The sequence below is a fragment of the Gemella haemolysans genome (assembly GCF_001553035.1).
Taxonomy (GTDB): Bacteria; Bacillota; Bacilli; order Staphylococcales; family Gemellaceae; genus Gemella; species Gemella haemolysans_B.
Genome location: NZ_KQ959924.1, coordinates 37,468 through 64,177, shown reverse-complemented (window position 1 = coordinate 64,177; position 26,710 = coordinate 37,468). Strand labels below are relative to the sequence as shown.

The window sequence follows — 26,710 nt, the reverse complement described above, 5'->3', positions numbered from 1 at the left end:
GCTTCTTGACTAAAACTAGACAAGAAGCTATATTCTTACTTAAATTCTGAGTAAATAGTATTTATAGTTTTTTCGTAATCATCGTTATGAACACCTACGATAATATTAATTTCATCATTAGTTTGTGAAATCAATGCAATATTTACCCCAGCTTCTCCTAAAGCTTTGAATAATCTGCCAGATAATCCTTTTGTATTTTTCATTTTTTCTCCAACAGTAGCAATAAGCGAAATTTCGTGAGTTACATTTATCTCGTCCGCTTCTAAAACAGATTTAATTTTAGCTACTAACTCATGAATAAATGGTCTCACATTACCAGTTTCAACAACTACTGAGAATGAGTCAATTCCACTAGGAATATGCTCAATACTAACATTAAAGTCTTCAAAAATCTTAAGTGCTTTCCCAATTAAACCAACTTCATTTGCCATGTGGCGTTTTTTAATCGTAATAATTGAGAAATCTTTTTTCCCTGCAATCCCTGTAACAATTTGTTTTTCGTCAAGGTGTTTATTATCTGAGATAATAGTTCCTTCAGCAGTAGGATCATTTGTGTTACGAATTTGGATTGGAATATCTTTATCACGTACTGGGAAGATAGCTTCTTCATGAAGTACACTTGCTCCCATATATGAAAGTTCACGAAGTTCTGTATAACTAATAACTTTAATCTCGTGTGGATTTTCTATAATACGAGGATCTGCCATTAAAATTCCAGATACATCAGTCCAGTTCTCATAAACACTGGCATTCGCAATATTAGCGACAATCGCTCCACTAACATCTCCTCCTCCACGAGTCATAATCTTAATTTCTCCATTCGGTCTACTTCCATAAAATCCTGGAATAAGCAGGCGATCATATTCTTTTACAACAGCATCAAAAGCTTCTTGAGTTTTCTCAAAATCAATCTCACCTTGATAATTGTAAAAAATTAAGTCTTTAGCATCAACAAAATGGTATCCTAAATATTCAGCCATTAATAAAGCTGTTAAATACTCACCACGACTTACTAGGTACTCTTCATCGATTCCTTTACTAATTTCCGCTTTTAACTTAGCCAGTTCTCCTTCAATATCGAATTTTAAGTTTAATTCGTTTTTGATTGCTACGAATTTATCTTCAATCATTTTAAAGATATTATCGAAATTTATATTATATTTAGTATGAGCATAACATAAATATAATAAATCTGTTACCTTATTATCTTCTTTATTTGCTTTCCCAACAGCACTTACTACAACAAAACGACGTGCATCATCAAGTTCCACAATATTTTTTACTTTTTTAAATTGCTCAGCACTCGCTACCGAACTCCCACCAAATTTTGATACTCTAACCATTTTATCTCCTTTTTCTATTTGTGTTATTTGTATTTTCTATTTCTAATATATATTATATAACTATTTACAAAAAAATCAATGAATTTTCTGAAAAATCCAAATTTTATTTACAATAATCATTTTATTATTTATGGAATTTAGCGACAACAAAACTACTATCTTTTTCTTTCACTTCATCAACTAAATTAGTAAGTTGTTTTAATGAAATCTCTTTTGTTTTCACATAGAAATTCCCTTTATACTGCTCAACACTCTCTACCAGTTCCCCTGATAATTCTACAGACGTACGAACTAAATAATTTCTTCTAGTCAGTTCTTCTGAATAAGATAAGTCGTTCTTAATTACAACATCAACTCTTGTTGAACCTTCATTAATGTCTACTATATCTTGAACAATCGCATTTCCTGTTGGGAATTTCCCTGCACCTTGTCCATAGAACTTAAGTTCTCCGATAAATGATCCATCTAAAGAAATAATATTGTTATTTAGAGGAACAGCAGCTTCTTGAGATTCTTTCCCAAAAATAGAAAGCATTACAGAAGTTTCATACTTACCACCTTCTACATTTGTTTCTCCAATATATTTAACAGCTAAATCATATTGCTTTAAGTAGTCAATATCATTTTTTGTAATATTTCTCATAGAATATGTAGGGAAATCAGGTTGAACATGAATATCAAAAGCAAGTGCGTTACTTAAGATAATCTTATTCACAACATCTCCACCATCTACATCAGCACTTGGGTCAGCTTCTGCATAGCCTAAATCTTGTGCTGTTTTTAATGTAGAATCAAATTCTTGATCATTTCTATACATATTATCAAGAATAAAATTACTTGTTCCATTAAAGATACCATATACACGTTTTACATCATCAACACGTCTAGTTCTTTCTAAGTTTACAAGCCAAGGAATCCCTCCACCTACACTAGCTTCAAAAATAAACTTCACATTATTTTTCTCAGCTAATTCAACAAATTCGTCTAAATATTTTGCAGCAACAGCTTTATTTGCTGTAACTACATGTTTCCCATTCTCTAATGATCTTTTAATGAAGTCATACGCAGGGTTAAGTCCTCCAAGACACTCAACAACTACTGAAATTTCTTCATCATTAATAATTTCATTAATATCATCAGTAGCTAGATGCATCTTATCACGGCTTCTTGCAAAAACACTCTTCACTTCTAATTTCTTTAATTCCTCTGTATTTCCATTTGTTATTATCTCATAAACTCCACTACCTACAGTTCCATATCCTAAAATCGCTATTTTCATTATTATTTTCTCCTAATTTCAATACTTATTTTCAATTTTATTTAAAAGTTTAACAAGTAATTTTCTTATGTCAATTATTTAATATCAAGAATTTTCAAAAAATTTCAATTTTTTGATTATTTCGACTGTTTTTATAACCTATTTTGGTGTAAAATTATAGTTATAAAAAAAATTAAAGTTCTTTTTATAAAAAACACTTGTATTTTTACAAAGAACATTGTATCATATATACAACGATAAAGCAAGGAGATTTTAAATGATTTACGAAAGTACAAGAGATATTAATAGAAAATTAAATCCAAGTGAAGCTATTCTTCAAGGTTTAAGTGAAGAAGGTGGCCTTTTCGTTTTAAGAGATTTAGGAAAAAATAAATTAGACTTAGAAAAACTAATCGGAAAAAGTTATTACGAAGTGGCTGAAGCAGTGTTAAGACTTTTTGTAGATTTTAGCGACGAAGAAATTAAAAAATGTATTGAGGAAGCATATAGAGGTAAATTTTCTCACGAAAACATCACTCCTCTAGTAGGATTAAAAGATAGCTATGTTCTTGAATTATTCAACGGACCAACTAGTGCATTTAAAGACGTAGGTCTTTCACTTCTTCCACAACTTACAAAAACGGCACTTACAAAAGTAGAAGACAAAAATGATATTCTTATCTTAACAGCGACTAGTGGAGACACTGGTAAAGCTGCTCTAGAAGGTTTCAAGGATGTAGATAGAACAAAAATTATGGTCTTCTACCCTAACGATGGTGTAAGTACAGTACAAAAAACACAAATGCAAACTCAAGAAGGGAAAAATACGAAAGTTTGTGCAATTCACGGAAACTTTGACGATGCTCAAAGTGGAATCAAAGAACTATTTGTTGATGAAGAATTCAAAAAAGAACTACTTTCTAAAAACATTAAGTTATCAAGTGCAAACTCAATCAACATCGGACGCCTTATTCCTCAAGTAGTTTATTACGTTGTTTCATACCTAGACCTAGTAAATACAAATAAAATAAAATTAAATGATAAAGTAAACTTTGTTGTACCTACTGGTAATTTCGGTAACATTCTTGCTGGTTACTATGCTGAAGAAATCGGTTTACCTATTAACAAATTAATCTGTGCAAGCAACAACAATAATGTACTTTATGATTTCTTAACGACTGGTGTGTATGATAAGAACAGAGACTTCTTAAAAACAGTATCACCAAGTATGGATATCTTAATTTCTAGTAACTTAGAGCGTCTACTTTACTACATTAGCGGTTGTGATAATGAATATATCGCTAAGCTTATGAAAGATTTAAAAGAAACTGGGCGTTTTGAAGTTACTGGTGACGTGCTAGCTAAGATTAAAGATAAATTCCAAGCTGGATTTGCTGATGACGAACAAACTAAAGAAACTATCAAAGCTATCTATGAAAAAGATAACTACCTACTAGATACACACACTGCGGTAGCCTATAAAGTTCTTCTTGATAATTTAGATAATGAGCATGCTAGTATTGTATTATCAACAGCATCTCCATATAAATTCACAGAAAGTGTCTACTCTTCTCTATTCGAAACACAAGGTGAAGATGAGTTTACTCTTATGAACAAACTTCATGAACAAACAAAAGTTGTTATCCCTGAGAATTTAAGAGATCTTGATAAAAAAGAAATTAGACATAAAGATGTAATTAATAAAGAAGATATGAAGAAATACATCTTAGAGAAACTAGGTGATTTATAATGGTAAGTGTTCGTGTACCTGCCACTTCAGCTAATGTTGGATGTGGATTTGATAGCCTTGGTGTTGCTTTGACACTTTACACTACTTTTAAATTCGAGAAATTAGACAGCGGTCTAGAATTCGTCGGATTTGAAGAACGTTTTTCAAATAAAAATAACCTAGTTTATCAAACATTACTAACTACACTAAAAAAATTAAACAAAGAAATTTCAGGTGTTAGAATATCTATCGAAAATGATGTACCAATTAGCCGTGGTTTAGGTAGTAGCTCTACATGTGTAGTTGCTGGAATTTATGGTGCATACTTATTAACTGACACACCTATTGATAAACAAGAAATCTTTACAATAGCTAACGAAATCGAAGGACATCCTGACAATGTTTCGCCAGCTATTTTCGGAAGTTTAAGTTCATCTTGCACTACTGATAGTAAAGAAGCGGTAACTGTAAGATACGAAGTCGATGAAAGATTTAACTTCTTGGCACTAATACCAAACTTCGAAACTTCTACTGAAGAAGCTAGAAAGGTAATGCCAAAAGAAATTAAACTTCAAGATGCAATCTACTCGTTATCACGTATCGGATCGGTTATTAAGGCATTTGAAACTTATGATTTAGAACTTCTTAATAAGGTTATGGGAGATAAAATCCATGAACCTTACAGAAAAGAAATAATACATGAATATCACGAAGTTAGAGAAATTTGTGAAAAAATTGATAGTTCAGCATTTTTCATTTCTGGAAGTGGTTCTACATTAATGAATATCGTTAGCGATACTAACAATATTGAAAAAATAAAAACTGAACTTGCTAAATTAAAATACAACTGGCAAGCAATTTTATTAAAAGTTGATAAAGAAGGAACAGTAGTTCTAAATTAATACGTTAAAATTTTTGAACTTCTTCTTTCATTACAAAGAAGGAGTTCATTTTGAAATAATTTTATATAAATAAAGGAGAAATTTATTATGCAAAAATCAAGAGTAGCTGTACTTGGGGCAACAGGAATGGTAGGTCAACGCCTATTAGTATTATTAGAAAATCACCCATACTTCGATGTAGTAAAATTAGCAGCATCACCTCGTTCTGCTGGTAAAAAATATGGAGAGCTTATGGAAAGTCGTTGGAAATTAGATCACGCTGTTCCTGAATACACTAAAGAATTAGTTGTTGAAGACTTATACAAAATTGATGAAGTTTCTGAAGGAATTGATATGGTATTCTGTGCCATCAACCTTGATAAAGAAGCTTTAATCAAACTTGAAGAAGACTACGCTAAACGTGAAGTTGTTGTTGTATCTAACAACTCTGCTAACCGTAACAAAGATGATGTACCGATGATTATTCCAGAGATTAACTCAGCACACCTAGATGTTCTTCCTGCACAAAGAGAACGTCTTGGAACTAAAAAAGGATTCATCGTTACAAAACCTAACTGTTCAATTCAAAGTTATGTACCTATCTTTGAAGCAATTAAAGAGTACGGTGTTAAAGAAGCTTCTATCTGTACTTATCAAGCTATCTCTGGAAGCGGAAAAACTTTCAATGAGTGGCCTGAAATGGTAGAAAATATCATCCCTTACATCGGAGGAGAAGAAGAGAAAAGTGAAAAAGAACCACTTAAAATCTTTGGTAAAGTAGTTGATGGGAAAATCGTTCCAGATGATTCTATGAAACTTTCAGCTCAATGTATTCGTGTTCCAGTTCTTGACGGACACCTTGCTTGTGTATCATTCAATTTAGAAAATAACCCTGGACTAGAAACTTTAGTTGAAAAAATTAAAAATCATGTTCCTGAAATTGCTAAACATGAATTACCACTAGCACCAACTCCATTCATTAAATATTATGAAGAAAACGATCGTCCACAACCGGTTCTAGATCGTGATAACGAAAAAGGTATGCAAATAACTGTAGGTCGTCTTCGTGAAGATAACCTATTTGACTACAAATTCGTAGGACTTTCTCACAATACATTACGTGGAGCAGCTGGTGGAGCTGTATTAACTGCAGAATTAATTAAAAAATTAGGATACTTAGATTAATATTATAAAACAATACTCCAAGAGATTTTCTCTTGGAGTATTGTTTTTATTAGTCTCTTATTTTCTATTTCACTATTTCTCTCAACTCTACTTTTCTATTTTCTTTTAAAGACAATGTACATGCATCAGCAGTCGCAATTGACTCTAGAGCTGCGACACCATTTAATAGTTTTTCATATTCTTTTGATACTTTTTCTCCATTCAAAATATTATGCAAATACAACATTTCTTTATCTATACAGCTTTGTAACCAAAGTGGACAACGTACATTAGGATTTCCATAAGCTATTCCTCCGTCCATTCCTCTACCTGTATAAATAGCCGTTCTATCATCATCTTCTTCTTTTGATTCATGGATTAAGAAATAACTCTCTCCTTCTCCCACTACTCTTAAAGTACCTTTAGTATTATATAAATCTAATTTTATAGCTCCTTTTGTACCTTCTATAAGGACATAATGTTCACCCCATCTAAATGCATTCCCATATTCAAGTACTGCATATCGTTTATTAGAAAATTCCAGATTAACTATTAAGAAATCATCTTCATCACCAAAATTTTCACCGACATGACATACATTTCCGCCTATCATAGTTGCTTGCTCAGGTAGACCATCCATAATAAATTGAATACAATCAAGTTCATGAATGTGATGGTATAAGTGTCCTCCAGATTGTGATCGAATTTTTTTCCAAGAAACAGTTTCTTGTTTTTCTTCCCATCCTGTTCTTGCAGCATGACAAAATATTACATCCCCAATTTTCCCTTGCTTAATCAATTCTTTTGCGTGACGTACTCCATTAAAAAAATTCATAATATGACCCGCCATAAAAATCACGTTATTTTCTCTACAAGTCTCAACCATAACCTTACAATCTTCATACGATAAAGAAATTGGTTTCTCACAAAACACATGTTTTCCATTTCTAGCCGCTAACACTACAGGTTCACGGTGTAAATTACTAGGTGTTGCGACGATAACACAATCTACCTCATCTAGACCAACCAACTCTTCCAACGACAAACAATTTTTTGCATTAAGCTCCCTAGAAACTTTCTCTCCATTTTCCGGATCAAAAACTGCAGTCACCTTCGCATCTTTTATTTTCTCTAATGAACGCGCTAAGTCTGCACCAAAATAACCTGTTCCAACAATTCCATAATTTGTCATAATAAAGTCCTCTTTTCATATTCCTAAACAATTAAGAAATAATATTCTATATCCTTATATTTATTATACAACTTACTAATACAAATTTAAAGATTTATTTTCTATTCATTTTTAATATAAATTTAAATCTTTAAATGCAAATCTCATATATTTCATTTACTTAACTTAATTTTAAACATAAAAAAACCCTAAGGACACCTCCTTAGGGTTTGGTAATATTTAAATTATTTAACGTCTAGAACTTGTCTACCTTTGTACATACCAGTTTTTCTATCAACACGGTGACCCATTACGTAGTTACCAGTTGTTGCATCGATAGTAATTGATGGTGCAGATAGTTTTTTGTGAGTTCTTCTTTTTCTTTTAGCTGTTTTTGATGTTCTTCTAAAAGGAACTGCCATAGTTAATTTCCTCCAATTATTTTAAATAATTCTTATTGTTCTTTAAATAATCCATTAAGAGCCGCAAATGGTGATTCTTTCTTTTCTTTAACATCAGTTAAAGATTCTTCAGAAACCACTTCCCAGTCATTACCAGAAACCATTTCTAACTCTTCTTCATCAGAAGTAGTTATTGGAATATTTAAAATTATAAGCTCATTTACTAAAGGTGTTAAGTCAATATACATATCCATTAAATTAACGTCGAATACCTCTTCGCCTGCAAATACAGACTTATCAACGTATTCTTCTCTCTCTTCAATTTCAAATGGAACCACCACTTCTTTAAGTGTTTTTCCTGAAATCATTTCGAAGTTTCCTTTAATTAATAGATAGGCATAGATTTTATCTTGTCCACCTCGAGTTAATTTTCCACTAACAACAACATCTCTAATATCTTTTAGAGAGTTATCATAGTGTTCTACTTTAACATTTATATTTTCTTCAAAAACAAAAGTATCACTATTATTTTTGAATAACGAAGATCTTAACCATTTCATTAAATATCACCTCATAAACACATTATTTATTATATATCTTTTACTTTAAGATGTCAACAAAAAAAGTTGACTCTTTTTATATTTTTTTTAGTTCATTAAATATTTCAGTATATTCGCTAACGACATTATGAATCCTACAAAAATCGTTAACTTAGCTGTTAACACCATGAATGGCGCCATTGTTTTTTTATGATTATTCTCACTAAAACCTTTAATTATTTTTATCGCTAAAGGAATAGTAACAAACACCAGTAGATTCCACCATGAAGCATATTTAGTAATTATAAATAAAACATTTAATAAATATACTACGATAAAGCTAATTGCCATTGTTTTAATAGCATTATTTCTTCCGACTAATATCGCATAAGTTCTTCTTCCTGATTCTTTATCATTATCTAAATCACGGATATTATTCGCTAATAAAATAGCTCCAATCATAATAAACAAAGGTATTGAAACTACAATAATATCAGTATTTACATATCCAGTTTGAAAGTAAAAAGATAAAGCAATAATTATTGTTCCCATAAAGAATCCAGAAACAACTTCTCCAAAAGGAGAATAAGCTATAGGATACTTTCCACCTGTATAAAAATATCCAGCAAGCATACATACTAGCCCTACCAGTAGTACATAAAAACTAGTTATAAAAGTCAAAATTAATCCCAGTACAAAAGCTAGTGCATATAATACCAATGCACCTACCATAACTTCTCTAGGACTTAGATTCCCCTTCACTATCGAACCAGAAATCCCCTCAGAATCAATTTTGTCCAAACCATGCTTATAATCATAGTATTCATTAAACAGGTTAGTTGCTGCTTGAATCAATAGACATGCCAGTAAAAACAAAATAAATTTTAAAATCGAAAACTTAATCTCATATCCTAAAGCATAAGTAGCGCCAAATAAGACTGGTGCTATTGATGCTGGATAACTATGTGGTCTTGTACACATGAAAAATTCTTTTAATTTACTTTTATTCACAATATCCTCCTAGTTATCTTCTTACCTTGAATATTATACCATATTTTGAAGTGCTATGATATTAAATTTCTTTCCTTCTATCTATAATCATTTAGCATAGCGTTTTCATCAATTTGTGATATAATTAAAGAACATAAAACTATTTATTGGAGGCATTCCCTATGAAAATTGCATGGATTGGAACTGGAGTTATGGGAGAAAGTATGGCTGGTCACCTTATGGATGCTGGTCACGAACTTTTCGTCTACAACAGAACAAAGAGTAAAACTGATAACTTAGTAAGTCGTGGAGCTACACTTCTTAACGAAGTAAAAGACGCACCTAAATTTGCTGATGTAGTATTTACAATAGTAGGTTACCCTAAAGATGTTGAAGAAGTTTATTTAGGTGAAAACGGACTTATTACAACAGCTAAAAAAGGTCAAGTATTTGTAGATATGACTACTTCTTCTCCTACTCTAGCTGAAAAAATTAGTAATGAATTTCTAAAAGTTGGTGCATACGCACTTGATCTTCCTGTAACAGGTGGAGATGTTGGAGCAAAAAATGCTACTTTATCAATTATGGCTGGGGGAGATAAGAAAGAATTCGAAGAAGTTGTTCTTCCACTAGTTGAAAAACTAGGTAAAAATATTACATATTTTGGTGAAGCTGGTAAGGGGCAATATACAAAACTTGCCAATCAGATTGCAATAGCTACAACTATGATTTCTGTCGCTGAGAGCTTTAAATTCGCCAAAGAAGTTGGTTTAGACTTAGACTCATTCTTCAAGACAGTATCAACAGGTTCAGGTGGAAGCTTCTCAATGACTTCATACGGACCACGTATCTTGAATAAAGATTTTAAACCTGGATTCTTTACTCATCACTTTATTAAAGATATGAAACTAGCTTTAGAAGAATGTGAAAAAATGAACATTAAACTACCTGGTCTTGAGACAGCATATAAAATTTACAACGAATTAGAAGAAGAAGTTCGTAACACAAATGGAACTCAAGCAATTTCAAAATGGTATAAACTATAAAAATAAATGAGTTGATCAGCTAGATCAACTCATTTTTAATATATATTTTCTCTCCAATTTTTAGTGCTTTAGAGTTTTTCGCATGTCCGACTTCTTGTGTTTTAGCTACTGCTAAAGAAGATGGAATATACTCTTGAACAAGTTCAAATAGTTCCTCTACAGAAATTTCTTTTTCAATTTTTGTAAAAGTTCCTATTAATAATCCTGAAATTTTATCAAAAACTTCAATTTGATATAACTATGTAAGATGTGTAACAAAGACTCTTCTTTTGAATAATTTTAATAAAATAAATAAAATTTTATGTAAACTTAAAAATTAAAACTTCATCAAAACCTAAAATCATGTAAAATAAACTTCTAAGAGCATAAAAAATGATATTTTAAAATTATATGATATAATTAAAGAATAAATTAATTTTATATAGGAGGAATAAAATATGAAAATTGCATGGATTGGAACTGGAGTAATGGGGAACAGTATGGCCGGACATTTAATTGATGCTGGACATGAGCTTTTTGTTTTCAACAGAACAAAAAGTAAAACAGATAATTTAGTAAGACGTGGGGCTACTCTACTTAAAGAAGCAAAAGAAGCACCGCTATTTGCTGATGTAATCTTTACCATAGTAGGTTATCCTAAAGATGTTGAAGATGTTTACTTAGGAGAAAACGGACTAATTAAAACAGCTAAAAAAGGACAAGTATTTGTGGATATGACGACATCATCTCCTACTTTAGCTCAAAAAATTACTAATGAATTTGAGAAAATAGGGGCATATGCATTAGATCTTCCAGTAACTGGTGGGGATATAGGAGCAAGAAATGCTACTCTATCAATCATGGCTGGTGGAGACAAAAAAACATATGAAGAAATTGTCCTACCACTTGTTGAAAAACTAGGGACAAATATTACATATTTTGGTGAAGCTGGTAAAGGGCAATATACAAAACTTGCCAATCAAATAGCTATAGCTACAACTATGGTTTCCGTTGCTGAAAGCTTAAAATTTGCAAAAGAAGTTGATCTTGACTTAGAATCTTTCTTTAAAACAGTATCAACAGGTTCTGGAGGAAGTTTCTCAATGACTTCATATGCTCCCCGTATTTTAAAAGGAGATTACAAACCAGGATCTTTTGTACACCATTTTATAAAAGATATGAAACTTGCTTTAGAAGAATGTGAAAAAATGAATATCAAACTTCCAGGGCTTGAAACAACATACAAAGTATATAATGAATTAGAGGAAAAAGTCCGTAAAACAAACGGAACACAAGCCATCGCTAAATGGTATGATATTTAATGAAAAATGAGTTGGTTTTATACCAACTCATTTTTCATATTTATCATTCCACCGATTCCCAATACTTTAGAATCTTTTGCATGTCCTACTTCACTTGTTTTAGCTACAGGTAAATGTTCAGGAATATATTCTTTTACAAGTTCAAATAGTTCCTCTACAGAAAATTCTTTTTCAATTTTTGTAAAAGTTCCTATTAATAATCCTGAAATTTTATCAAAAACTCCAATCTGCTTTAACTGTGCAAGATGTGTAGCTAATCCCTCTATAGAAGTTCCTAATCCTTCGATAAATAGAATCTTATTTTCTACTTTAGGAAAATATCTAGTACCTGCTAATTTTAGAAAACATCTAATATTTCCCCCGATTACTTCACCTTCCACACTACTACCTTGTAGAAATTTCCATTTTACATCTAATAGAGTCTGTTCATTTTTCATAAAAGTATTTTCAAAGCTATCTCTGATTTCTGTACTCTCAATAATGTTTAGTATTTGATACAAGTAATTCACTTCATTTGTTTGGCTACCCAAAGCATTTAAAATTGTTGTTAAATCACTATAACCAAAGAAGGGTTTATAATTTCTTTTTATTGCATCATAGTCTAAATAATCTAATACCTCATTTGCAATATCTCCACCAGAAATATCAAAAATTGCTTTTATTTCTTTATTTTTATAAAAGGACATTAACTCCTCAGCTCGAACCTGTACTTTTGCTCCACGTCCAACCTTATCTTTGTAGATATATTTAGTAAAGATAGGTACTAAACCCATCTTTACTAAAATATCCTCTAATTTTTCTAATCTACCTTTATCTTCAATATTTTTTCCATTTGAACATACTACCAACGCTATTTTATCATTTCTATTTAATATCATACCTTACTAATTTTCCTCATCATAAAGATTATTTTAATATGTATAAGAAAAGACAGGAATAAATCCTATCTTTCCATTTATTTTTTAGTATTAATTATTTGTTCGACTTTCGATGTAGTATTTAGAACGGCTTTGACCACCTTCATATACTTTATTATTTAATCGAAGAACCATTTGCCCCTTAATTTTCCCACCTTCAAAATTGTTTATTAATGGGATTATTATTTTATCTCCTTCTTCAGTCCATTTATCTGGTGACGTTAAGGTCATTCCCATAGCTCCACCAATTCCTCCAAAGGCTGCTAGATACATTTTATCTTTCTTGAAGTAAAGAACCTCCCCATTACCAATACTCTTATTATACTTAGATTCATTACCTTTATAGCTGTCATCAACTTCTCTATACTTAGCTTGTTTTAATCCTGAAACTTTTTTTATAAACCTGATCCGCATTGTATGTATCTGAAGTTGCAGCATTATACATATCAGTAATTTCAGCTAATGACATTGGAACAACTGTAAGTCCTAATTGAGCATCTGTAACATGCTTACTAAAATCAGAAGAATATGCAAAAATACCTAACATACTATCTACTCCTCCTCCAAGATCAACAGCGAAGAATTTATTAGCAACTGCTTTTGCAGCATCTTTGTCATGCACTTTATTATTTAAGTTAAGCTGCTTCCAGGTTAAATCACCATCATTGATTTTAGAACCTACTTTACCTAAATCGTCACCTGTTGATGTTAATTTTCCAGCATCAACCTTATAAGAACCGATAATTTCATTAATTCCATTGACCTTGCGATCTGTTAAATATCCACCTAAGCGGAAATAAACTTTATCATTTCCTTCGCTATTATCAACTGTATAATATACAGTCGGAGCATATTTTTTCAAAATACCAACAACTGATTGTTATAGGTGTAACTCTGAATTAAGTACATCAATATCATTTAAAGAAGATATCTTTTCAATAATTATCGTTGTTTCCTTATCTAATTTTTTACCATCAGCACTTCCTAAATTTTCACTATTATTTGAAGTAGAATTTTCTTGCATTTCTTCGTATTTTATAATCCCAAATACACATATTACAGCTGCGATAAATATCACAACAAAACCTAATAAATACTTCATTCCTTTATTCATATCTTTTTTCTTTTCCTTAATTATCTCCTTTATCGAACGTTGGAACATAGAAGTGTCTTCCTTCTAGACCAAATAGTTTATCACTAAATGTTCCAGGTTCCACATTCGCTAAGTTTTTCTCAAACATCATCATTCTAGCATCGATGTTATCTATAAAATTAATAATTTCCGCTTCTTTTATCATTGGTAATTTCGGAGAGCCAAATTCATATTTACCATGATGAGCAAGAATTATATGTCTTAACAGCGTAATTTCTTCAGCTTCAATTCCTAATTTGTCAGCCATTCGAGCTACTTCATCACTCATAATAACAATATGCCCCAAAAGTTCTCCCTCTAATGTATAAGATGTTCCTACAGGTCCGCTTAACTCGACAGTTTTTCCTAAATCGTGTAAAATAATTCCACTGTATAATAAATCTTTATTTAACGATGGATAGATTGCTATTAATGCTTTCGCAATTTTTAACATCGTTGTCGTATGATAAATCAAACCTGAATAAAAATCATGGTGCATTGATTTAGCTGCAGGATAACTAATAAATTGGTTTTTATATTTATTTAACAATTCAATAGTCACTGTTCTTAAATTATCATTCCCAATTTCCTTTAAGAAATAATTTAATTCATTTATCATTACATCTTTTGGAACAGGTGCTGTTTGAATATAATCTTGAATATCTATATTATCACTATCAGTTGCCATTCTATAATTTTTTATTTTTAACTGGAGCTTACCTCGATAATCTAGTAAAGTCCCTTCTACGTGGATCATCTTACCAGCTTTTAAATTTTCACTATCTTCATCTTTAACTTCCCAAATCTTACCATCAATACTACCTGTTTTATCTTTTAGATAAAGTGTTAAATATGGTTTCCCACTTGACGCTACTCCACGAATAACATTATCCAATAATAAAAACATACTAATTTCTTGATCAGTTTTAAATTCATTTATGAACATTTCCTCACTCCTTCTTTCTAGTATATTTTATATCCATCTTATATTTTACTTTGTATTACAAAAAAATTCAAATAAATTCGGTAATTTAGTTAACAAAACAAAAAACTCAGGATTTCAATAGGAAATTCAAAACTAAACTTTATATTAATTTTTGAATCTCCAATCTCTATCCTGAGTATATTAATTATTAATCAAATAAATCTTTTGCTTTTCTACTAACTTTGTCTAAAAAGCTTTCATCTTCTTCAACTTTCTCGTCATTTAACTTTGCAAGTTGAAGGTATAATTCACGTTCTTTTGTCGATAAGTTTTTAGGAATTTCAATAGATACTACAATGTAGTGATCTCCTTGACCATATCCCATAACACTTTTAACACCTTTACCTGAAAGACGGAATTTACGTCCATGCTGTGTTCCAGCTGGAACATTTAACTCTATTTCACCTGTTAAAGTACGTACATCTAGTTTTGTACCAAGAGCAGCCTGTGCTGGAGAAAGTTTTAATTCAGTATAGATATCATCACCTTCTCTTTGGAAGTATGAATCCTCAGCAACGATTACTTCTATGAATAAATCACCTGCTGGACCACCATTTTCTCCTGCTCCACCTTTACCACGAAGGCGAACACGTTGTCCTGAGCTAATTCCTTCTGGAATTTCTACTTCGTATTCTACCTCACGGTTATTGTATCCTTTACCGAAACAGTGTGCACATTTATCTTTAATGATTTTACCGCGACCTTGACATTCAGAACATGTACGTTGACTTTGCATACGTCCAAATGGAGTATCTTGAATTACGGCTTCTTGTCCACTACCGTTACATCTGTGACATGTATTTACAGATGAAGAATCTTTTGCACCACTTCCGTGACAGTGATCACATTCTACATCCTTACGAAGTTTAATAGTTTTTTTCGTACCGAATACAGCATCTTCAAAACTTATGCGAATACGGTGTAATAAATCTTCTCCTTGACGAGGTGCGTTCGGATTACGACGCGCTCCCCCACCTCCGAAGAAACTTGAGAAAATATCCCCAAGATCATCAAAACCACCTGAGAATCCAGAGAAGCCTCCGCCGAAGCCGCCAAATCCACCTTGACCTGCTCCGCCTTCAAAAGCTGCGTGACCAAATTGATCATATTGAGCTTTTTTAGTATCGTCACTCAGTACTTCATATGCTTCAGTAAGTTCTTTAAATTTATCCTCAGCGCCTGGCTCTTTGTTGATATCTGGGTGATATTGTTTTGATAATTTACGATATGCTTTTTTTATCTCAGCTGCACTTGCACTTTTACTTACGCCAAGTACCTCATAATAATCTCTTTTAGCCATCTTAATCTCTCCTATAATTAATTATTTAACAAAGGGCTAGCGCATAACGCTACCAGCCCTTAGACTATTTATTTAATTATTTTTTCTCAGTGAAGTCTGCATCGATTGTGTCATCATCGTTATTAGATGAAGTTGCTCCTGCATCTGCACCTTGAGCTCCAGCCGCTGCGTTAGCTTGTTCGTAAAGTTTCATAGTCATTTCTTGAACAGCTGTGTTTAATTCATCTTTAGCAGCTTTAATTTCTTCAAAGTTATTATTTTTAATAGCTTCTTTTAATGTATCATTTTTAGCTTTAATGTTATCTAATAAGCTTTGGTCTACTTTATCTTTAGCTTCTTCTAATGCTTTATCTGCTTGGAATGAAAGTTGATCAGCTTCATTACGTACATCAGCTTCTTCTTTACGTTTAGCATCAGCATCAGCATTAGCTTCTGCTTCTTTAACCATTCTATCGATATCAGCATCTGTTAATGAACTACTTGATTCAATAGTGATTTTTTGTTGTTTTTGAGTTCCAAGATCTTTAGCAGTAACATTTACAATACCATTTTTATCGATATCAAATGTAACTTCGATTTGAGGTACTCCACGTGGTGCTGGTGGTATATCTGAAAGTTGAAATCTTCCAAGAGTTTTGTTATCAGATGCCATTGGGCGTTCACCTTGTAATACGTGGATATCTACTGCTGGTTGGTTATCTGCAGCTGTAGAGAATACTTGTGATTTAGAAGTTGGGATTGTAGTATTTCTTGGAATTAATACTGTCATAACTGATCCCATTGTTTCAATACCTAATGATAATGGAGTTACGTCTAGTAATACAACGTCTTTAACATCACCTGTAATTACACCACCTTGGATAGCAGCACCCATAGCTACTACTTCGTCAGGGTTTACTCCTTTATGAGGCTCTTTACCCATTTCTTTTTTTACAGCTTCCTGTACTGCTGGAATACGAGTAGATCCACCAACTAAGATTACTTGATCGATTTCACTTGGGTTTAATCCAGCATCTTTAAGTGCTTGACGAGTTGGGATTAATGTTCTTTCTACTAAGCTGTGAGTAAGCTCATCAAATTTAGCACGTGTTAATGTGTTTTCTAAGTGAACTGGTCCGTTAGCTCCAGCTGAGATGAATGGTAATGAAATTTGAGTTGAAGTTACACCAGACAAGTCTTTTTTAGCTTTTTCTGCTGCATCTTTAAGACGTTGCATTGCCATTTTATCTTGAGATAAGTCGATAGCTTGTTCTTTTTTGAATTCTTCTACAAGGTAGTCGATAATAGCTTGGTCGAAGTCATCCCCACCTAATAAGTTATCTCCTGATGTAGCTAATACTTCGAATACTCCATCTCCTAATTCTAAGATAGATACGTCGAAAGTACCACCACCTAAGTCGAATACTAATACTTTTTGGTCTACATCTGTTTTTTCTAATCCGTATGCTAATGCAGCTGCAGTAGGCTCGTTAATAATACGTTCTACTTCTAATCCAGCGATTTTACCAGCGTCTTTAGTTGCTTGACGTTGAGCGTCGTTGAAGTAAGCTGGTACTGTAATAACAGCTTTAGTTACTTTTTCACCTAAGTAAGCTTCAGCAGTTGCTTTTAAGTTTTGTAAAATCATTGCTGAGATTTCTTGTGGTGAGTATTTTTTACCATTTACATCTTCTTTGTAATCTGTACCCATGTGACGTTTGATAGAAATTACTGTGTTAGGGTTAGTGATTGCTTGTCGTTTTGCTACTTCCCCTACTTGAATTTCATCACCTTTAAATGCTACTACAGAAGGTGTAGTTCTATTACCTTCTGGGTTAGGGATTACTTTAGCTTCCCCACCTTCTAATACTGATACACATGAGTTAGTTGTTCCTAAGTCGATACCTATAATTTTTGACATATTCTTGTCCTCCTTAAATTTATAATAACTATATTTTCAAATTTATTTGTTAAAATGATTATTTCACTCTAACAAAGTCTTATATTACTTTTTTAAATACTTTTCAGTTTTACACTGAAAATATTCTTCGCAGTAGCTAAATACCAAACTTTTCGTTTTAGGTATAGCTACTATGAGTTTACTTTCACCATTGCTGGTCTGATTACTCTATCTTTTAGTTTGTAACCTTTTTGGAATGTATCTAAGATTACTCCGCTTTCTTTATCACTTTCTTCCCCTTGCATTACTGCGTGGTGGAAGTTTGGATCGAACTGTGCATTTTCAGTTTCCACTAGCTCAACACCTTCTGATTTAAGCGCTGCTTGTAATCCTTCGTATACCATTTGTACACCTTTTAGAACTGTTTGTACTTCTTCATTAGTTGACTCAACTTGTAAAGCACGTTCTAAGTTATCCAAACTTGGTAAGATTTCTGTAATCACTTTTTGACTCTTATAAGCATTTATAGTGTCAATTTCTTGATTTTTACGTCGTTTAAAGTTTTCAAACTCTGCGTAAAGTCGTAAGTATTTATCTTCTGACGCTTTTACTTCTTCTTGCAGTTTTTCAATTTGCTCTTGTAATAACTCTTCTGCAGTTTTTTCAACTACTTCTTCTTTTAAATCTGTCGTTTTTTCAGTCTCAACAGTTTCTTCTGTTGTTACTTCTTCTTGTAGAGTTTCTTTTTGTTCTTCAGTAGCCATCTCTACCTCCTAATTATTTTAAATTATTATTTAAATTATCACGAACACAAGCTATAAGTGTCATGATTTTTGAATAGTCCATTCTCTTTGGTCCGAATACGGCTATTACACCTTGACCTTTAGATGTGTTATAACTACTAGACACTAATGAAAGATCATCTATATTTCCAAGCTTAAGCTCAGTTCCTATTTTAATAGATGGTTTGTCTGTTACTTCATTATTATCTAGAAGCTCGACTATCTTATCATCTTCTAAGAGCGATACTACTTCTTTTAATTTTTCTACATTATCTATATCGGGTTGCTTAAGTAAATTGTACTTACCCCCTAATGCTACAGTCTTTTTAATTTTATTCTGCAACAATCTATTTAAAGCCACTACTATCATATCGTAGTTATTAACTTTATTCTTTAGATATTTTTCTAACTCACCATGAATCATTACATGAGCTGTTGCCATATCTACATCATAGAAGTAACTTTGTAGAAGTTTATTAATCTCCGCTATATCCTCTACAGTGAAATCCGCATCAAGTTTATAGTTTTGTTGGAATACTTCTCCTATGTTTGTTACTAATATAACGAGAATACTACGACTACTTAGAAGAATAACCTCTATCTTATTAATGCGCCTATCCGTTTTTGTCGGGGCTAATATGACCGCCGTACAATCCGTTAAGTCTGATAGTACTATTGCATTTTTTTCTAAATAGTTATTTTCCGATACTATATCACCACCAGAGAGTTGTTTAAGTTTTTCATTCTCACTATTCGATAGTTCATAATCTTTTTTTATGTAATCTACATAATAGCGATAACCTTTTTCCGAAGGTACTCGACCTGATGAAATATGAGTCTTCTTAATCAATCCTTCTTTTTCTAATTTGCTCATATCATTTCTTATCGTTGCCGAACTGAAATCAATATTTTGAGCAATTTGCTTAGAACCTACAGGTTGATTAGTCGTAATAAAATTTTCGACTATAGATTGAAGAATGAGTACTTGTCTATCTATTAACATCGTCATCACCTATTCTCCAATTTTGTGTTTTAGCACTCTAAGCATCTGACTGCTAATAACATATATAATAATATCATTAAGGTCAAAATAAGTCAATAGATTTTTTGAATTATTTTTGACTTTTTTGACCTTTTATTTTACTATTCTTCTTATCCCTTGATACAATCGTATTTCTAAGAATAATTTTTGATGGAAAATTCAACTAATTCTTCCGTAGTATTGCTATACAAAATTAAAAATAAAATAATAATCTGTAAATGAAGCAACTTATAGCAAGAATTTCTAACCTAATTCCTAAATGTATATTTAATCAAAAAGTATTATAATTTGTTCCTACCTTCCTTGTATCTTCAGTAAAATTCTTGTATAATAAGTAAACGAAAGAAGTTAATAGAGGTAAAAATTTTGGAACTTATTGAACTTAGAAAAGAACTCGAAGAAATTAACAAAAGAATAACGGAATTCAAAACTTCACTAAAAATAGAAGATAAAACTGAACGAGTTGCTGAAATTGAAAATATGATGCTTGAAGCTGACTTTTGGAATGATAGCGAAGCAGCTAGTCTACTAGTTACCGAATCAAAAAGTATAAAAAAAGAACTTGACGAATTTAGTGAAATGATAGATTATTTGGAACACTCTGAAGAGATGGTTGAATTTCTAAAAGATGAAGATGATGAAGAAATTTATCAAGATTTACTAGAAACAGTAGTCAATCTAAAATCAAGTGTTGAAGATTTTAGCTTCAGATTATTATTCTCAGAAGAATATGATAACAACACTGCTATACTTGAAATACATGCCGGTGCTGGTGGAACTGATGCAACAGACTGGTCAGAATTAATGTTACGTATGTATGAGAGATTCTTCGCAAAACAAGGATTAAAATACAGTTACTTAAACTATCAATCTGGAGATATCACTGGAGTTAAATCAGCAACTATAAAAATTGAAGGTGACTTTGCATATGGATTATTAAAAGGAGAAAAAGGTGTTCATCGAGTTGTACGTATCTCACCTTTTGATCCGTCTGGAAAAAGACATACATCGTTCGCCTCAATTGATGTAATTCCAGAATTCAATGAAGATGAAATCAATATAGAAATTAATAATGAAGATTTAAAAATTGATACTTACCGTGCTCAAGGGGCTGGTGGTCAGCATATTAATACTACTGACTCTGCGGTTCGCATCACTCACCTTCCTACTGGTATCGTCGTTCAATCACAATCTGAACGTAGCCAAATACAGAATAAAGATGCCGCAATGAAAAACTTAAAATCAAAACTTTATCAATTAGAAATAGAAGAAAAAGAGAAAGAATTAGCAGCTATTCGTGGTGAACAAAAGGATATCGGTTGGGGATCACAAATTCGTTCTTATGTATTTACTCCATATACAATGGTAAAAGATCACAGAACAAACTATGAAGTATCTACAGTAGATAAAGTAATGGATGGCGAAATCATTGATTTTGTCGATGCTTATCTACATTATAATATTAAAGAAAAAGAAGTATTATAGATAAATACACGTAAGACACTTAAATTGTCTTACGTGTATTTATTTCTATATTTAAATTATAGTTTTTCGTATTCTGCCGGAACATCAAATGGATTTTCTTTATTAATGTGATCGTAGAACATAACCCCATTTAAGTGATCAATTTCGTGTTGGAAACAAATTGCTGGTAGGTCTGTTAAAGTTAAAGTAACTTTCTCATCATTTTCATTATAACCAACTACTTTAATTTTTGAATAACGAGGAACATATCCCTTAATATCTTTATCTACAGATAAGCATCCTTCTCCACCAGCTAAGTAACATTTTGCTGCTGAATTTGAGATGATTTTTGGATTGTATAATGCATAAGAAACAGTATCTTCTGGGAACTCCTCATCTGGAATGTGCACAGCTATCATTCTTTTTGAAACGTTGATTTGCGGTGCAGCTAAACCTATTCCAGGTTTTAGTCCTAATTTTTCTGCTTTTTCATCATCTTGAGATGCTATAACATATTCTAATAATCCACGTAAAATAGCTTTATCTTCGTCTGAGATAGGACTTTTTACTTCTTCGGCACGTGCTCTAAGTGTTGCATGTGGATCAATAATTATATCTTTAGTAGTAATCAAATCTTTTCTCCTTTATTTCTAATTATTTATTACGGTATCTTCATACATACATAATTATTTCATAAATACAACAGAATGTCAAAGGTCAAAGTTTCCTAACTGACATTTTTTTAAGAGTTTTATTTTACATAAAATACCCCTTTAATTTTCTATCTTTATTTTTGAATTTTCTGAAAGTTATTTTTGTATTTTTATTTATTTCGTGTTATCATAGTATTATTGATAATTTATAAATAAAAATTTTTAGGAGGGTGAATTATGACTTTTGAAAATTACCAATATACAAGACCAAATACAGATCAATTAAAAGAACAATTAGCAGCATTAGTGGAAAGACTAAACTCTGCAAATACCGCTAAAGAGACACTAGAAATTTTCAACGAATATAATGAACTTCGTGATAACGTAAGTACAATGGCACAATTATCAGAAATTCGTGTAACAATTGACACTACTGATAAATTCTATGAAGCTGAACAAGAATTTTGGGATGAATTCGGTCCTGAATTAGATTCTCTTTACAGCAAATTTGATGAAGCAATATTCAATTCGAAATTTAAAGAAGAACTAAAAAAAGAAATTGGGGAACATTACTTCAATCTAATTGAAACTTCTCTAAAAGTATTTAGCGATGAAATCATTGAAGATTTAAAAGAAGAAAACAAACTTTCTTCAGAATACACTAAACTAACTTCAAGTGCTAAAATTCCATTTGATGGTGGTGAACACAACCTAAGCGGTATGGCTAAATACACACAAGATGCTAACCGTGAAACTCGTCTATTAGCAAACCAAGCTGTAGCTAGATTCTTTAAAGAAAACTTAGAACAATACGATAGCATTTATGACCGTATGATTAAAGTTCGTACTCGTATTGCGAAAAAACTTGGATTTGATAACTTTGTAGAGGTTGCTTACCTACGCTTACGTAGAACAGACTACAATGCAAAAGACGTCGCAAACTACAGAAAACAAATTTTTGAGGAAATCGTACCTGTTGTTGAAGAACTTAAAAAAGCTCAAGCTAATCGTCTAGGACTTGAAAAACTTTCATTCCACGATGAAGGTGTAACATTCAAATCAGGTAATCCTACTCCAAAAGGAGATCGTCCAACACTTGTTGATTACGCAAAAACAATGTATAAAGAATTATCACCTGAAACTGATGAATTCTTCACATTTATGACTGAAAATAACTTATTAGATTTAGATACAAAACCAGGAAAAGCTGGTGGTGGTTATTGTACGTTTATTCCAAATTATAAAGCACCATTTATCTTCGCTAACTTTAACCAAACACCTCATGATGTTACAGTTCTAACTCACGAAGCTGGACATGCTTTCCAAGTTTTCCAAAGTAGACATCATATGCCAGATTATGTTTGGCCAACATACGAAGCTTGCGAAATTCACTCAATGAGTATGGAATTTTTAACTTGGCCTTGGATGAACTTATTCTTCCAAGATGAAACAGAAAAATTCAAATACTATCACATGGCAACATCAATCAAATTCTTACCATATGGTGTAACAGTTGATGAATTCCAACATGAAGTATATGAAAATCCGGAATTAACTCCAAAAGAGCGTCGTATGAAATGGTTAGAAATCGAAAGAAAATACTTACCATCTCGTTACTACGAAGAGATTCCAGAACTTGATGAAGGTCTATTCTTCTATAGACAAGGTCACTTATTCAGTGTCCCATTCTACTACATCGACTACACACTAGCTCAAGTTTGTGCATTCCAATTCTGGAAAAAAGCTAACGAAAATAGAGAAAAAGCATGGAAAGAATACCTACACCTATGTAAACTTGGTGGAACTAAACCATTCTTAGAGTTAGTTAAAGAAGCTAACTTAGAAAATCCATTCGAAGATGGAACTATTTCTAATATTGTTCCAGAACTTAGAAAATACATTGACTCTGTCGATGCAACAAAATTCTAGTAACGTTAAAGGCGAGTAAATCTCGTCTTTAACTTTATAGAAATAAATTTTTTAATATTAGGAGGATAAAATATGAATGAAAAAAAGATAGCAGCATTTTTTGATATTGACGGAACTCTTTATAGAGATTCTCTAATGACAGAACATTTTAAAAAATTAATAAAATACGAAGTTGTAGATGAAAAATATTGGCTAAATGGTGTAAAGGATAGTTACATTAACTGGGATAAGCGATTCGAAGACTACGATAACTATCTTTTCGGTGTTTCTGAAGCTTATGTACAAGCAATTACAGGTCTTCATAAAAAATATATTGACTTCGCGACTGAACAAGTAATGAAACTTAAAGCTGATCGTGTCTATAAATTCACACGAGATATTATAGAAAAACACAAGAAAAATGGACATCTTATCATCTTCATTTCAGGAAGTCCTGACTACCTTGTAGAAGCGATGGGTAAAAAGCATCATGCATTTTTAGCTATAGGTAGTAAATATATTATAGAAGATGAAAAATTCACAGGTGAAGTAGTTCCAATGTGGGACGCAGATAGTAAAAACAAAACTATCGATAGATTAGTTGAAGAATACAATATTGATCTTAATCAATCTTTCGCATATGGAGATACCAATGGTGATTACAACATGTTAAGACGTGTTGGAAATCCGGTAGCCATGAACCCGAGTCGTGAATTACTAAGTAAAATCAAAGAAAATCCAGAACTATCTGAAAAAGCTACTATTCTTATTGAACGTAAAGACGTTATTTATAAAACAAAAGCTAATATAGATATTGTAGAAATATAAAATAAAACTCAAGGTAATTGACTTTATGTCATACCTTGAGTCTTTTTATTAATTCTATGTATTGTATAGGAATTCAGAACCTTCTTCACTATTAAGATTAACTCCAGAAACCAATCTATTTCCTACTTTTTTATAAAGCTGAGGTTGAGTGGTAAAAGTTATCTTACTTCCATCTTCCTTAATAAGTTTAAAGCTCTTACCATTTACAGACCATTCAATTGATTCCCCATTATATTTTTTTAGAAGATATCCTTTATATCGATTAACAAGGTCAGAGCTCATTTTTCTCGCTCCTTCTTCACTTGTTGCTCCACCTATTCCTTGAGCATCTGCAGGCAATGAATTACTATCATTTAATAATGCAGGATTTGGACCTCCCAATTCAACATCAGATCTTTTTTTCTTACGTTCAAACTCTCTTGCTTTTTCGGCAAGTTCCTTAGCTTTTTGTGCAGCTTCTTGAGCTTTTTCATAAAGTTTATTACCTACATCACTTAATAATTGTTTTAGACTATTATTATTGAATTTATATTTTTCTAATATTTGAGAAAGATCTTTGTTAAAGTTCACATCTAGTTTAATATTTTTTATCTCTTCTTCTGCTCTCTTATAATTTTCAATGTCAGCATTTAACCAATTTATAGCTGCTGAAAAGTTTGAATTTGTATCAAGTTTTTTAGCTCTATCTAGACTATCTTTTGCTTCATCAATTTTTTTATCATTTAAACTAATAGAAGTATTTCTAACCTCTTTTGCAACTTTAATATCAGTTTTAATAGTAGGAATAACCTTCTGTGCAACATCTGTAGTTAGAGTTTCTAAACCTTTTGCACCAGCTTCGAAATCGTGACTGATATTAATCATATCAACATATTTTTGATACTCTTCTTTCACCTTCTTATCTTTTCCACTACCAAACATAAAATAGTAAGCTGTAGTACAAATAATAAGAGCGACTATAATGCTCGAAAATATAGCAATACTTTTTTTCATATATATTCTCCTCTAATATAAAATATCTCCATTATGTGGTTTATAAAACTATTATCTCATAGAAAACAATATTTTACTAGAATTTAATTAACATGATATATTTACCTTTAAACTTGATTCTAATTAGTCGTTTATCGAGCACTTTAATTTATAATTCGTACGTAAAAAAGCCGTTGACTCCTGCGCCTTGCAGTTGTCAACAGCTTTAAATCTGTAATTGTAGTTTATTTTATTTTTCAGAATCTTTCCATACAAATAATGCTCCAACACTATTAATGATGTAAAAGATATATTTACCAACGTTAGCGAAGTTTCCTTGAACTACTGCTTTTGTAAGTTGAACAATATTATACAGTAACCAGAATGGCCATTGTGTAGTTAGCTTAAATGTATTTAATCCATTACCCATTAATGAGAATGCAAATGCAATTGTAGTTATATATGCAAGAGTACTCATCTTACCATGATATCCAATGTAGTTTGTTGCATATGAGAATACAAATGAAAGAATCGCAATTGCTGTTAAAACTGTATATAATTTTGCTTTTGACATTGTATTTGGTTTATCTGTAGATTTATTCCATACATAGATCGCACCCAAATAGATTAAAAATGTTACAGGGTATGTGATAATCGCAGCTTTGTTACCCAGGATATAATCAATAACTCCTGATAATACGGCATTAATAATACCTAAGTAGTTACCAAGTTTACTTAATTTTCCTGTGAATCTTGTAGATAGCATTGAGATACCAACATTAATTACAGAAATAAGTCCAAATGGTACAAGTGCAGTCCATGGACCCCAATCAACGAATTTATCTAATCTCGTTGCTAAATAACCTGATGCAATAGCAATACTAATTACTAAAACAACCCCTAGTAAATCAAACCATTTTGATGTTGCGAATATTTTTAATTTTTGTTTCATAAAGCCTTTTATTCCTTTTTAAATGTATCACATTAAGTTAATGTAACCTTAATTTTTTAGGTTCTTAGTAGCT

General features: G+C 31.7%; 27 protein-coding genes. 8 read left to right on the top strand and 19 right to left on the bottom strand.

Features of this window, described 5'->3' with window-relative positions; genetic code table 11:
- Positions 1 to 35 precede the first annotated feature (35 nt).
- Together HMPREF3186_RS01075 and HMPREF3186_RS01070 are read right to left on the bottom strand one after the other, a co-directional pair.
- Positions 36 to 1,343: an aspartate kinase gene (locus HMPREF3186_RS01075; protein ID WP_060913524.1), complete on the bottom strand. Its 1,308-nt coding sequence runs from the start codon at positions 1,341 to 1,343 to the stop codon at positions 36 to 38.
- A 124-nt stretch (positions 1,344 to 1,467) separates the two neighbouring features.
- Entirely contained in the window at positions 1,468 to 2,622 is a 1,155-nt protein-coding gene (locus HMPREF3186_RS01070; RefSeq protein WP_060913523.1) for a homoserine dehydrogenase, read from the bottom strand.
- Positions 2,623 to 2,878: 256 nt separating this feature from the next.
- On the opposite strand from HMPREF3186_RS01070, the gene thrC reads away from it, so the two are divergent.
- The 3 genes from thrC to asd all read left to right on the top strand — a co-directional run bounded on the left by thrC (position 2,879) and on the right by asd (position 6,396).
- Positions 2,879 to 4,351: a threonine synthase gene (gene thrC / locus HMPREF3186_RS01065; RefSeq protein ID WP_060913522.1), complete on the top strand. Its 1,473-nt coding sequence runs from the start codon at positions 2,879 to 2,881 to the stop codon at positions 4,349 to 4,351.
- The gene (gene thrB / locus HMPREF3186_RS01060) at positions 4,351 to 5,232 is read left to right on the top strand and encodes a homoserine kinase (protein ID WP_004263468.1); all 882 of its coding nucleotides are present in this window, start codon (positions 4,351 to 4,353) and stop codon (positions 5,230 to 5,232) included. The genes thrC and thrB overlap by 1 nt, the downstream gene beginning before the upstream one ends.
- A gap of 87 nt (positions 5,233 to 5,319) precedes the next feature.
- Positions 5,320 to 6,396, top strand: a complete 1,077-nt coding sequence (gene asd, locus HMPREF3186_RS01055; protein ID WP_060913521.1) for an aspartate-semialdehyde dehydrogenase — start codon at positions 5,320 to 5,322, stop codon at positions 6,394 to 6,396.
- Positions 6,397 to 6,460: 64 nt separating this feature from the next.
- Here asd and HMPREF3186_RS01050 read toward each other — a convergent pair whose 3' ends face one another.
- The 4 genes from HMPREF3186_RS01050 to HMPREF3186_RS01035 form a co-directional block, all read right to left on the bottom strand.
- Positions 6,461 to 7,567, bottom strand: coding sequence for a Gfo/Idh/MocA family protein (locus HMPREF3186_RS01050; RefSeq protein ID WP_060913520.1), 1,107 nt, complete (start codon positions 7,565 to 7,567; stop codon positions 6,461 to 6,463).
- A 224-nt stretch (positions 7,568 to 7,791) separates the two neighbouring features.
- Positions 7,792 to 7,968 carry a 50S ribosomal protein L32 gene (gene rpmF, locus HMPREF3186_RS01045; RefSeq protein WP_003147267.1) on the bottom strand — a complete coding sequence of 59 codons (177 nt, stop codon included), beginning with the start codon at positions 7,966 to 7,968 and terminating at the stop codon, positions 7,792 to 7,794.
- Positions 7,969 to 8,000: 32 nt separating this feature from the next.
- The gene (locus HMPREF3186_RS01040) at positions 8,001 to 8,507 is read right to left on the bottom strand and encodes a YceD family protein (RefSeq protein ID WP_060913519.1); all 507 of its coding nucleotides are present in this window, start codon (positions 8,505 to 8,507) and stop codon (positions 8,001 to 8,003) included.
- Positions 8,508 to 8,594: 87 nt separating this feature from the next.
- Entirely contained in the window at positions 8,595 to 9,497 is a 903-nt protein-coding gene (locus tag HMPREF3186_RS01035) for a 1,4-dihydroxy-2-naphthoate polyprenyltransferase (RefSeq protein ID WP_060913518.1), read from the bottom strand.
- Between the two features lie 161 nt (positions 9,498 to 9,658).
- On the opposite strand from HMPREF3186_RS01035, the gene HMPREF3186_RS01030 reads away from it, so the two are divergent.
- Positions 9,659 to 10,522 carry an NAD(P)-dependent oxidoreductase gene (locus HMPREF3186_RS01030; RefSeq protein ID WP_060913517.1) on the top strand — a complete coding sequence of 288 codons (864 nt, stop codon included), beginning with the start codon at positions 9,659 to 9,661 and terminating at the stop codon, positions 10,520 to 10,522.
- A 19-nt stretch (positions 10,523 to 10,541) separates the two neighbouring features.
- Here HMPREF3186_RS01030 and HMPREF3186_RS09115 read toward each other — a convergent pair whose 3' ends face one another.
- Positions 10,542 to 10,751 carry a hypothetical protein gene (locus tag HMPREF3186_RS09115; protein ID WP_269446624.1) on the bottom strand — a complete coding sequence of 70 codons (210 nt, stop codon included), beginning with the start codon at positions 10,749 to 10,751 and terminating at the stop codon, positions 10,542 to 10,544.
- 208 nt (positions 10,752 to 10,959) lie between these two features.
- On the opposite strand from HMPREF3186_RS09115, the gene HMPREF3186_RS01025 reads away from it, so the two are divergent.
- The gene (locus HMPREF3186_RS01025) at positions 10,960 to 11,823 is read left to right on the top strand and encodes an NAD(P)-dependent oxidoreductase (RefSeq protein WP_060913516.1); all 864 of its coding nucleotides are present in this window, start codon (positions 10,960 to 10,962) and stop codon (positions 11,821 to 11,823) included.
- A gap of 17 nt (positions 11,824 to 11,840) precedes the next feature.
- Here the strand turns inward: HMPREF3186_RS01025 and HMPREF3186_RS01020 are convergent, their stop codons facing one another.
- From HMPREF3186_RS01020 to hrcA, 9 genes are all read right to left on the bottom strand, one after another.
- Positions 11,841 to 12,701 (bottom strand): S66 family peptidase, encoded by an 861-nt coding sequence (locus HMPREF3186_RS01020; protein WP_060913515.1) that lies wholly within the window; start codon positions 12,699 to 12,701, stop codon positions 11,841 to 11,843.
- A 90-nt stretch (positions 12,702 to 12,791) separates the two neighbouring features.
- Positions 12,792 to 13,154, bottom strand: coding sequence for a hypothetical protein (locus tag HMPREF3186_RS09325; protein WP_231724133.1), 363 nt, complete (start codon positions 13,152 to 13,154; stop codon positions 12,792 to 12,794).
- Positions 13,108 to 13,602 (bottom strand): hypothetical protein, encoded by a 495-nt coding sequence (locus HMPREF3186_RS09320; protein ID WP_231724132.1) that lies wholly within the window; start codon positions 13,600 to 13,602, stop codon positions 13,108 to 13,110. The genes HMPREF3186_RS09325 and HMPREF3186_RS09320 overlap by 47 nt, the downstream gene beginning before the upstream one ends.
- 18 nt (positions 13,603 to 13,620) lie before the next feature.
- A complete protein-coding gene (locus tag HMPREF3186_RS09315; RefSeq protein ID WP_231724131.1) occupies positions 13,621 to 13,854 on the bottom strand; it encodes a hypothetical protein in 234 nt (77 codons plus the stop codon).
- A 16-nt stretch (positions 13,855 to 13,870) separates the two neighbouring features.
- Positions 13,871 to 14,818, bottom strand: coding sequence for an HD domain-containing protein (locus HMPREF3186_RS01010; protein ID WP_060913514.1), 948 nt, complete (start codon positions 14,816 to 14,818; stop codon positions 13,871 to 13,873).
- A 187-nt stretch (positions 14,819 to 15,005) separates the two neighbouring features.
- Entirely contained in the window at positions 15,006 to 16,157 is a 1,152-nt protein-coding gene (dnaJ, locus tag HMPREF3186_RS01005) for a molecular chaperone DnaJ (protein ID WP_060913513.1), read from the bottom strand.
- A 76-nt stretch (positions 16,158 to 16,233) separates the two neighbouring features.
- On the bottom strand, positions 16,234 to 18,057 hold the full coding sequence (gene dnaK, locus HMPREF3186_RS01000; RefSeq protein WP_060913512.1) for a molecular chaperone DnaK: 1,824 nt from the start codon (positions 18,055 to 18,057) through the stop codon (positions 16,234 to 16,236).
- 170 nt (positions 18,058 to 18,227) lie between these two features.
- Entirely contained in the window at positions 18,228 to 18,800 is a 573-nt protein-coding gene (grpE, locus tag HMPREF3186_RS00995) for a nucleotide exchange factor GrpE (protein ID WP_060913511.1), read from the bottom strand.
- Positions 18,801 to 18,813: 13 nt separating this feature from the next.
- Complete coding sequence (gene hrcA / locus HMPREF3186_RS00990; protein ID WP_231724130.1) at positions 18,814 to 19,821, bottom strand: heat-inducible transcriptional repressor HrcA; 1,008 nt, start codon at positions 19,819 to 19,821, stop codon at positions 18,814 to 18,816.
- A gap of 405 nt (positions 19,822 to 20,226) precedes the next feature.
- Between hrcA and prfB the strand changes: the two genes are divergently transcribed.
- Positions 20,227 to 21,345, top strand: coding sequence for a peptide chain release factor 2 (gene prfB / locus HMPREF3186_RS00985; RefSeq protein WP_060913509.1), 1,119 nt, complete (start codon positions 20,227 to 20,229; stop codon positions 21,343 to 21,345).
- Between the two features lie 56 nt (positions 21,346 to 21,401).
- Here the strand turns inward: prfB and def are convergent, their stop codons facing one another.
- Complete coding sequence (gene def, locus HMPREF3186_RS00980; RefSeq protein WP_060913508.1) at positions 21,402 to 21,956, bottom strand: peptide deformylase; 555 nt, start codon at positions 21,954 to 21,956, stop codon at positions 21,402 to 21,404.
- 258 nt (positions 21,957 to 22,214) lie between these two features.
- Here def and HMPREF3186_RS00975 point away from each other — a divergent pair, with 258 nt between their 5' ends.
- Positions 22,215 to 23,906 carry a M3 family oligoendopeptidase gene (locus HMPREF3186_RS00975; protein WP_060913507.1) on the top strand — a complete coding sequence of 564 codons (1,692 nt, stop codon included), beginning with the start codon at positions 22,215 to 22,217 and terminating at the stop codon, positions 23,904 to 23,906.
- A gap of 72 nt (positions 23,907 to 23,978) precedes the next feature.
- Positions 23,979 to 24,713, top strand: a complete 735-nt coding sequence (locus HMPREF3186_RS00970) for an HAD family hydrolase (protein ID WP_060913506.1) — start codon at positions 23,979 to 23,981, stop codon at positions 24,711 to 24,713.
- A gap of 54 nt (positions 24,714 to 24,767) precedes the next feature.
- Here HMPREF3186_RS00970 and HMPREF3186_RS00965 read toward each other — a convergent pair whose 3' ends face one another.
- Positions 24,768 to 25,706 carry a hypothetical protein gene (locus tag HMPREF3186_RS00965; protein WP_060913505.1) on the bottom strand — a complete coding sequence of 313 codons (939 nt, stop codon included), beginning with the start codon at positions 25,704 to 25,706 and terminating at the stop codon, positions 24,768 to 24,770.
- Positions 25,707 to 25,935: 229 nt separating this feature from the next.
- Positions 25,936 to 26,637, bottom strand: coding sequence for a nicotinamide riboside transporter PnuC (gene pnuC, locus HMPREF3186_RS00960; RefSeq protein WP_003144047.1), 702 nt, complete (start codon positions 26,635 to 26,637; stop codon positions 25,936 to 25,938).
- Positions 26,638 to 26,710 lie beyond the last annotated feature (73 nt).

What these genes read in the sequence shown, in the direction of transcription:
- asd (WP_060913521.1), top strand. Translation starts at nt 5,320, where the DNA reads ATGCAAAAATCAAGAGTAGCTGTACTTGGGGCAACAGGAATGGTAGGT.
- dnaJ (WP_060913513.1), bottom strand. Translation starts at nt 16,157, where the DNA reads ATGGCTAAAAGAGATTATTATGAGGTACTTGGCGTAAGTAAAAGTGCA.
- HMPREF3186_RS09315 (WP_231724131.1), bottom strand. Translation starts at nt 13,854, where the DNA reads ATGAATAAAGGAATGAAGTATTTATTAGGTTTTGTTGTGATATTTATC.
- pnuC (WP_003144047.1), bottom strand. Translation starts at nt 26,637, where the DNA reads ATGAAACAAAAATTAAAAATATTCGCAACATCAAAATGGTTTGATTTA.
- thrC (WP_060913522.1), top strand. Translation starts at nt 2,879, where the DNA reads ATGATTTACGAAAGTACAAGAGATATTAATAGAAAATTAAATCCAAGT.
- rpmF (WP_003147267.1), bottom strand. Translation starts at nt 7,968, where the DNA reads ATGGCAGTTCCTTTTAGAAGAACATCAAAAACAGCTAAAAGAAAAAGA.
- hrcA (WP_231724130.1), bottom strand. Translation starts at nt 19,821, where the DNA reads ATGTTAATAGATAGACAAGTACTCATTCTTCAATCTATAGTCGAAAAT.
- grpE (WP_060913511.1), bottom strand. Translation starts at nt 18,800, where the DNA reads ATGGCTACTGAAGAACAAAAAGAAACTCTACAAGAAGAAGTAACAACA.
- HMPREF3186_RS01030 (WP_060913517.1), top strand. Translation starts at nt 9,659, where the DNA reads ATGAAAATTGCATGGATTGGAACTGGAGTTATGGGAGAAAGTATGGCT.
- HMPREF3186_RS01070 (WP_060913523.1), bottom strand. Translation starts at nt 2,622, where the DNA reads ATGAAAATAGCGATTTTAGGATATGGAACTGTAGGTAGTGGAGTTTAT.
- HMPREF3186_RS00965 (WP_060913505.1), bottom strand. Translation starts at nt 25,706, where the DNA reads ATGAAAAAAAGTATTGCTATATTTTCGAGCATTATAGTCGCTCTTATT.
- HMPREF3186_RS01040 (WP_060913519.1), bottom strand. Translation starts at nt 8,507, where the DNA reads ATGAAATGGTTAAGATCTTCGTTATTCAAAAATAATAGTGATACTTTT.
- thrB (WP_004263468.1), top strand. Translation starts at nt 4,351, where the DNA reads ATGGTAAGTGTTCGTGTACCTGCCACTTCAGCTAATGTTGGATGTGGA.
- HMPREF3186_RS01075 (WP_060913524.1), bottom strand. Translation starts at nt 1,343, where the DNA reads ATGGTTAGAGTATCAAAATTTGGTGGGAGTTCGGTAGCGAGTGCTGAG.
- dnaK (WP_060913512.1), bottom strand. Translation starts at nt 18,057, where the DNA reads ATGTCAAAAATTATAGGTATCGACTTAGGAACAACTAACTCATGTGTA.
- HMPREF3186_RS00970 (WP_060913506.1), top strand. Translation starts at nt 23,979, where the DNA reads ATGAATGAAAAAAAGATAGCAGCATTTTTTGATATTGACGGAACTCTT.
- HMPREF3186_RS00975 (WP_060913507.1), top strand. Translation starts at nt 22,215, where the DNA reads ATGACTTTTGAAAATTACCAATATACAAGACCAAATACAGATCAATTA.
- HMPREF3186_RS01025 (WP_060913516.1), top strand. Translation starts at nt 10,960, where the DNA reads ATGAAAATTGCATGGATTGGAACTGGAGTAATGGGGAACAGTATGGCC.
- HMPREF3186_RS09325 (WP_231724133.1), bottom strand. Translation starts at nt 13,154, where the DNA reads ATGCGGATCAGGTTTATAAAAAAAGTTTCAGGATTAAAACAAGCTAAG.
- HMPREF3186_RS01050 (WP_060913520.1), bottom strand. Translation starts at nt 7,567, where the DNA reads ATGACAAATTATGGAATTGTTGGAACAGGTTATTTTGGTGCAGACTTA.
- HMPREF3186_RS01020 (WP_060913515.1), bottom strand. Translation starts at nt 12,701, where the DNA reads ATGATATTAAATAGAAATGATAAAATAGCGTTGGTAGTATGTTCAAAT.
- HMPREF3186_RS01010 (WP_060913514.1), bottom strand. Translation starts at nt 14,818, where the DNA reads ATGTTCATAAATGAATTTAAAACTGATCAAGAAATTAGTATGTTTTTA.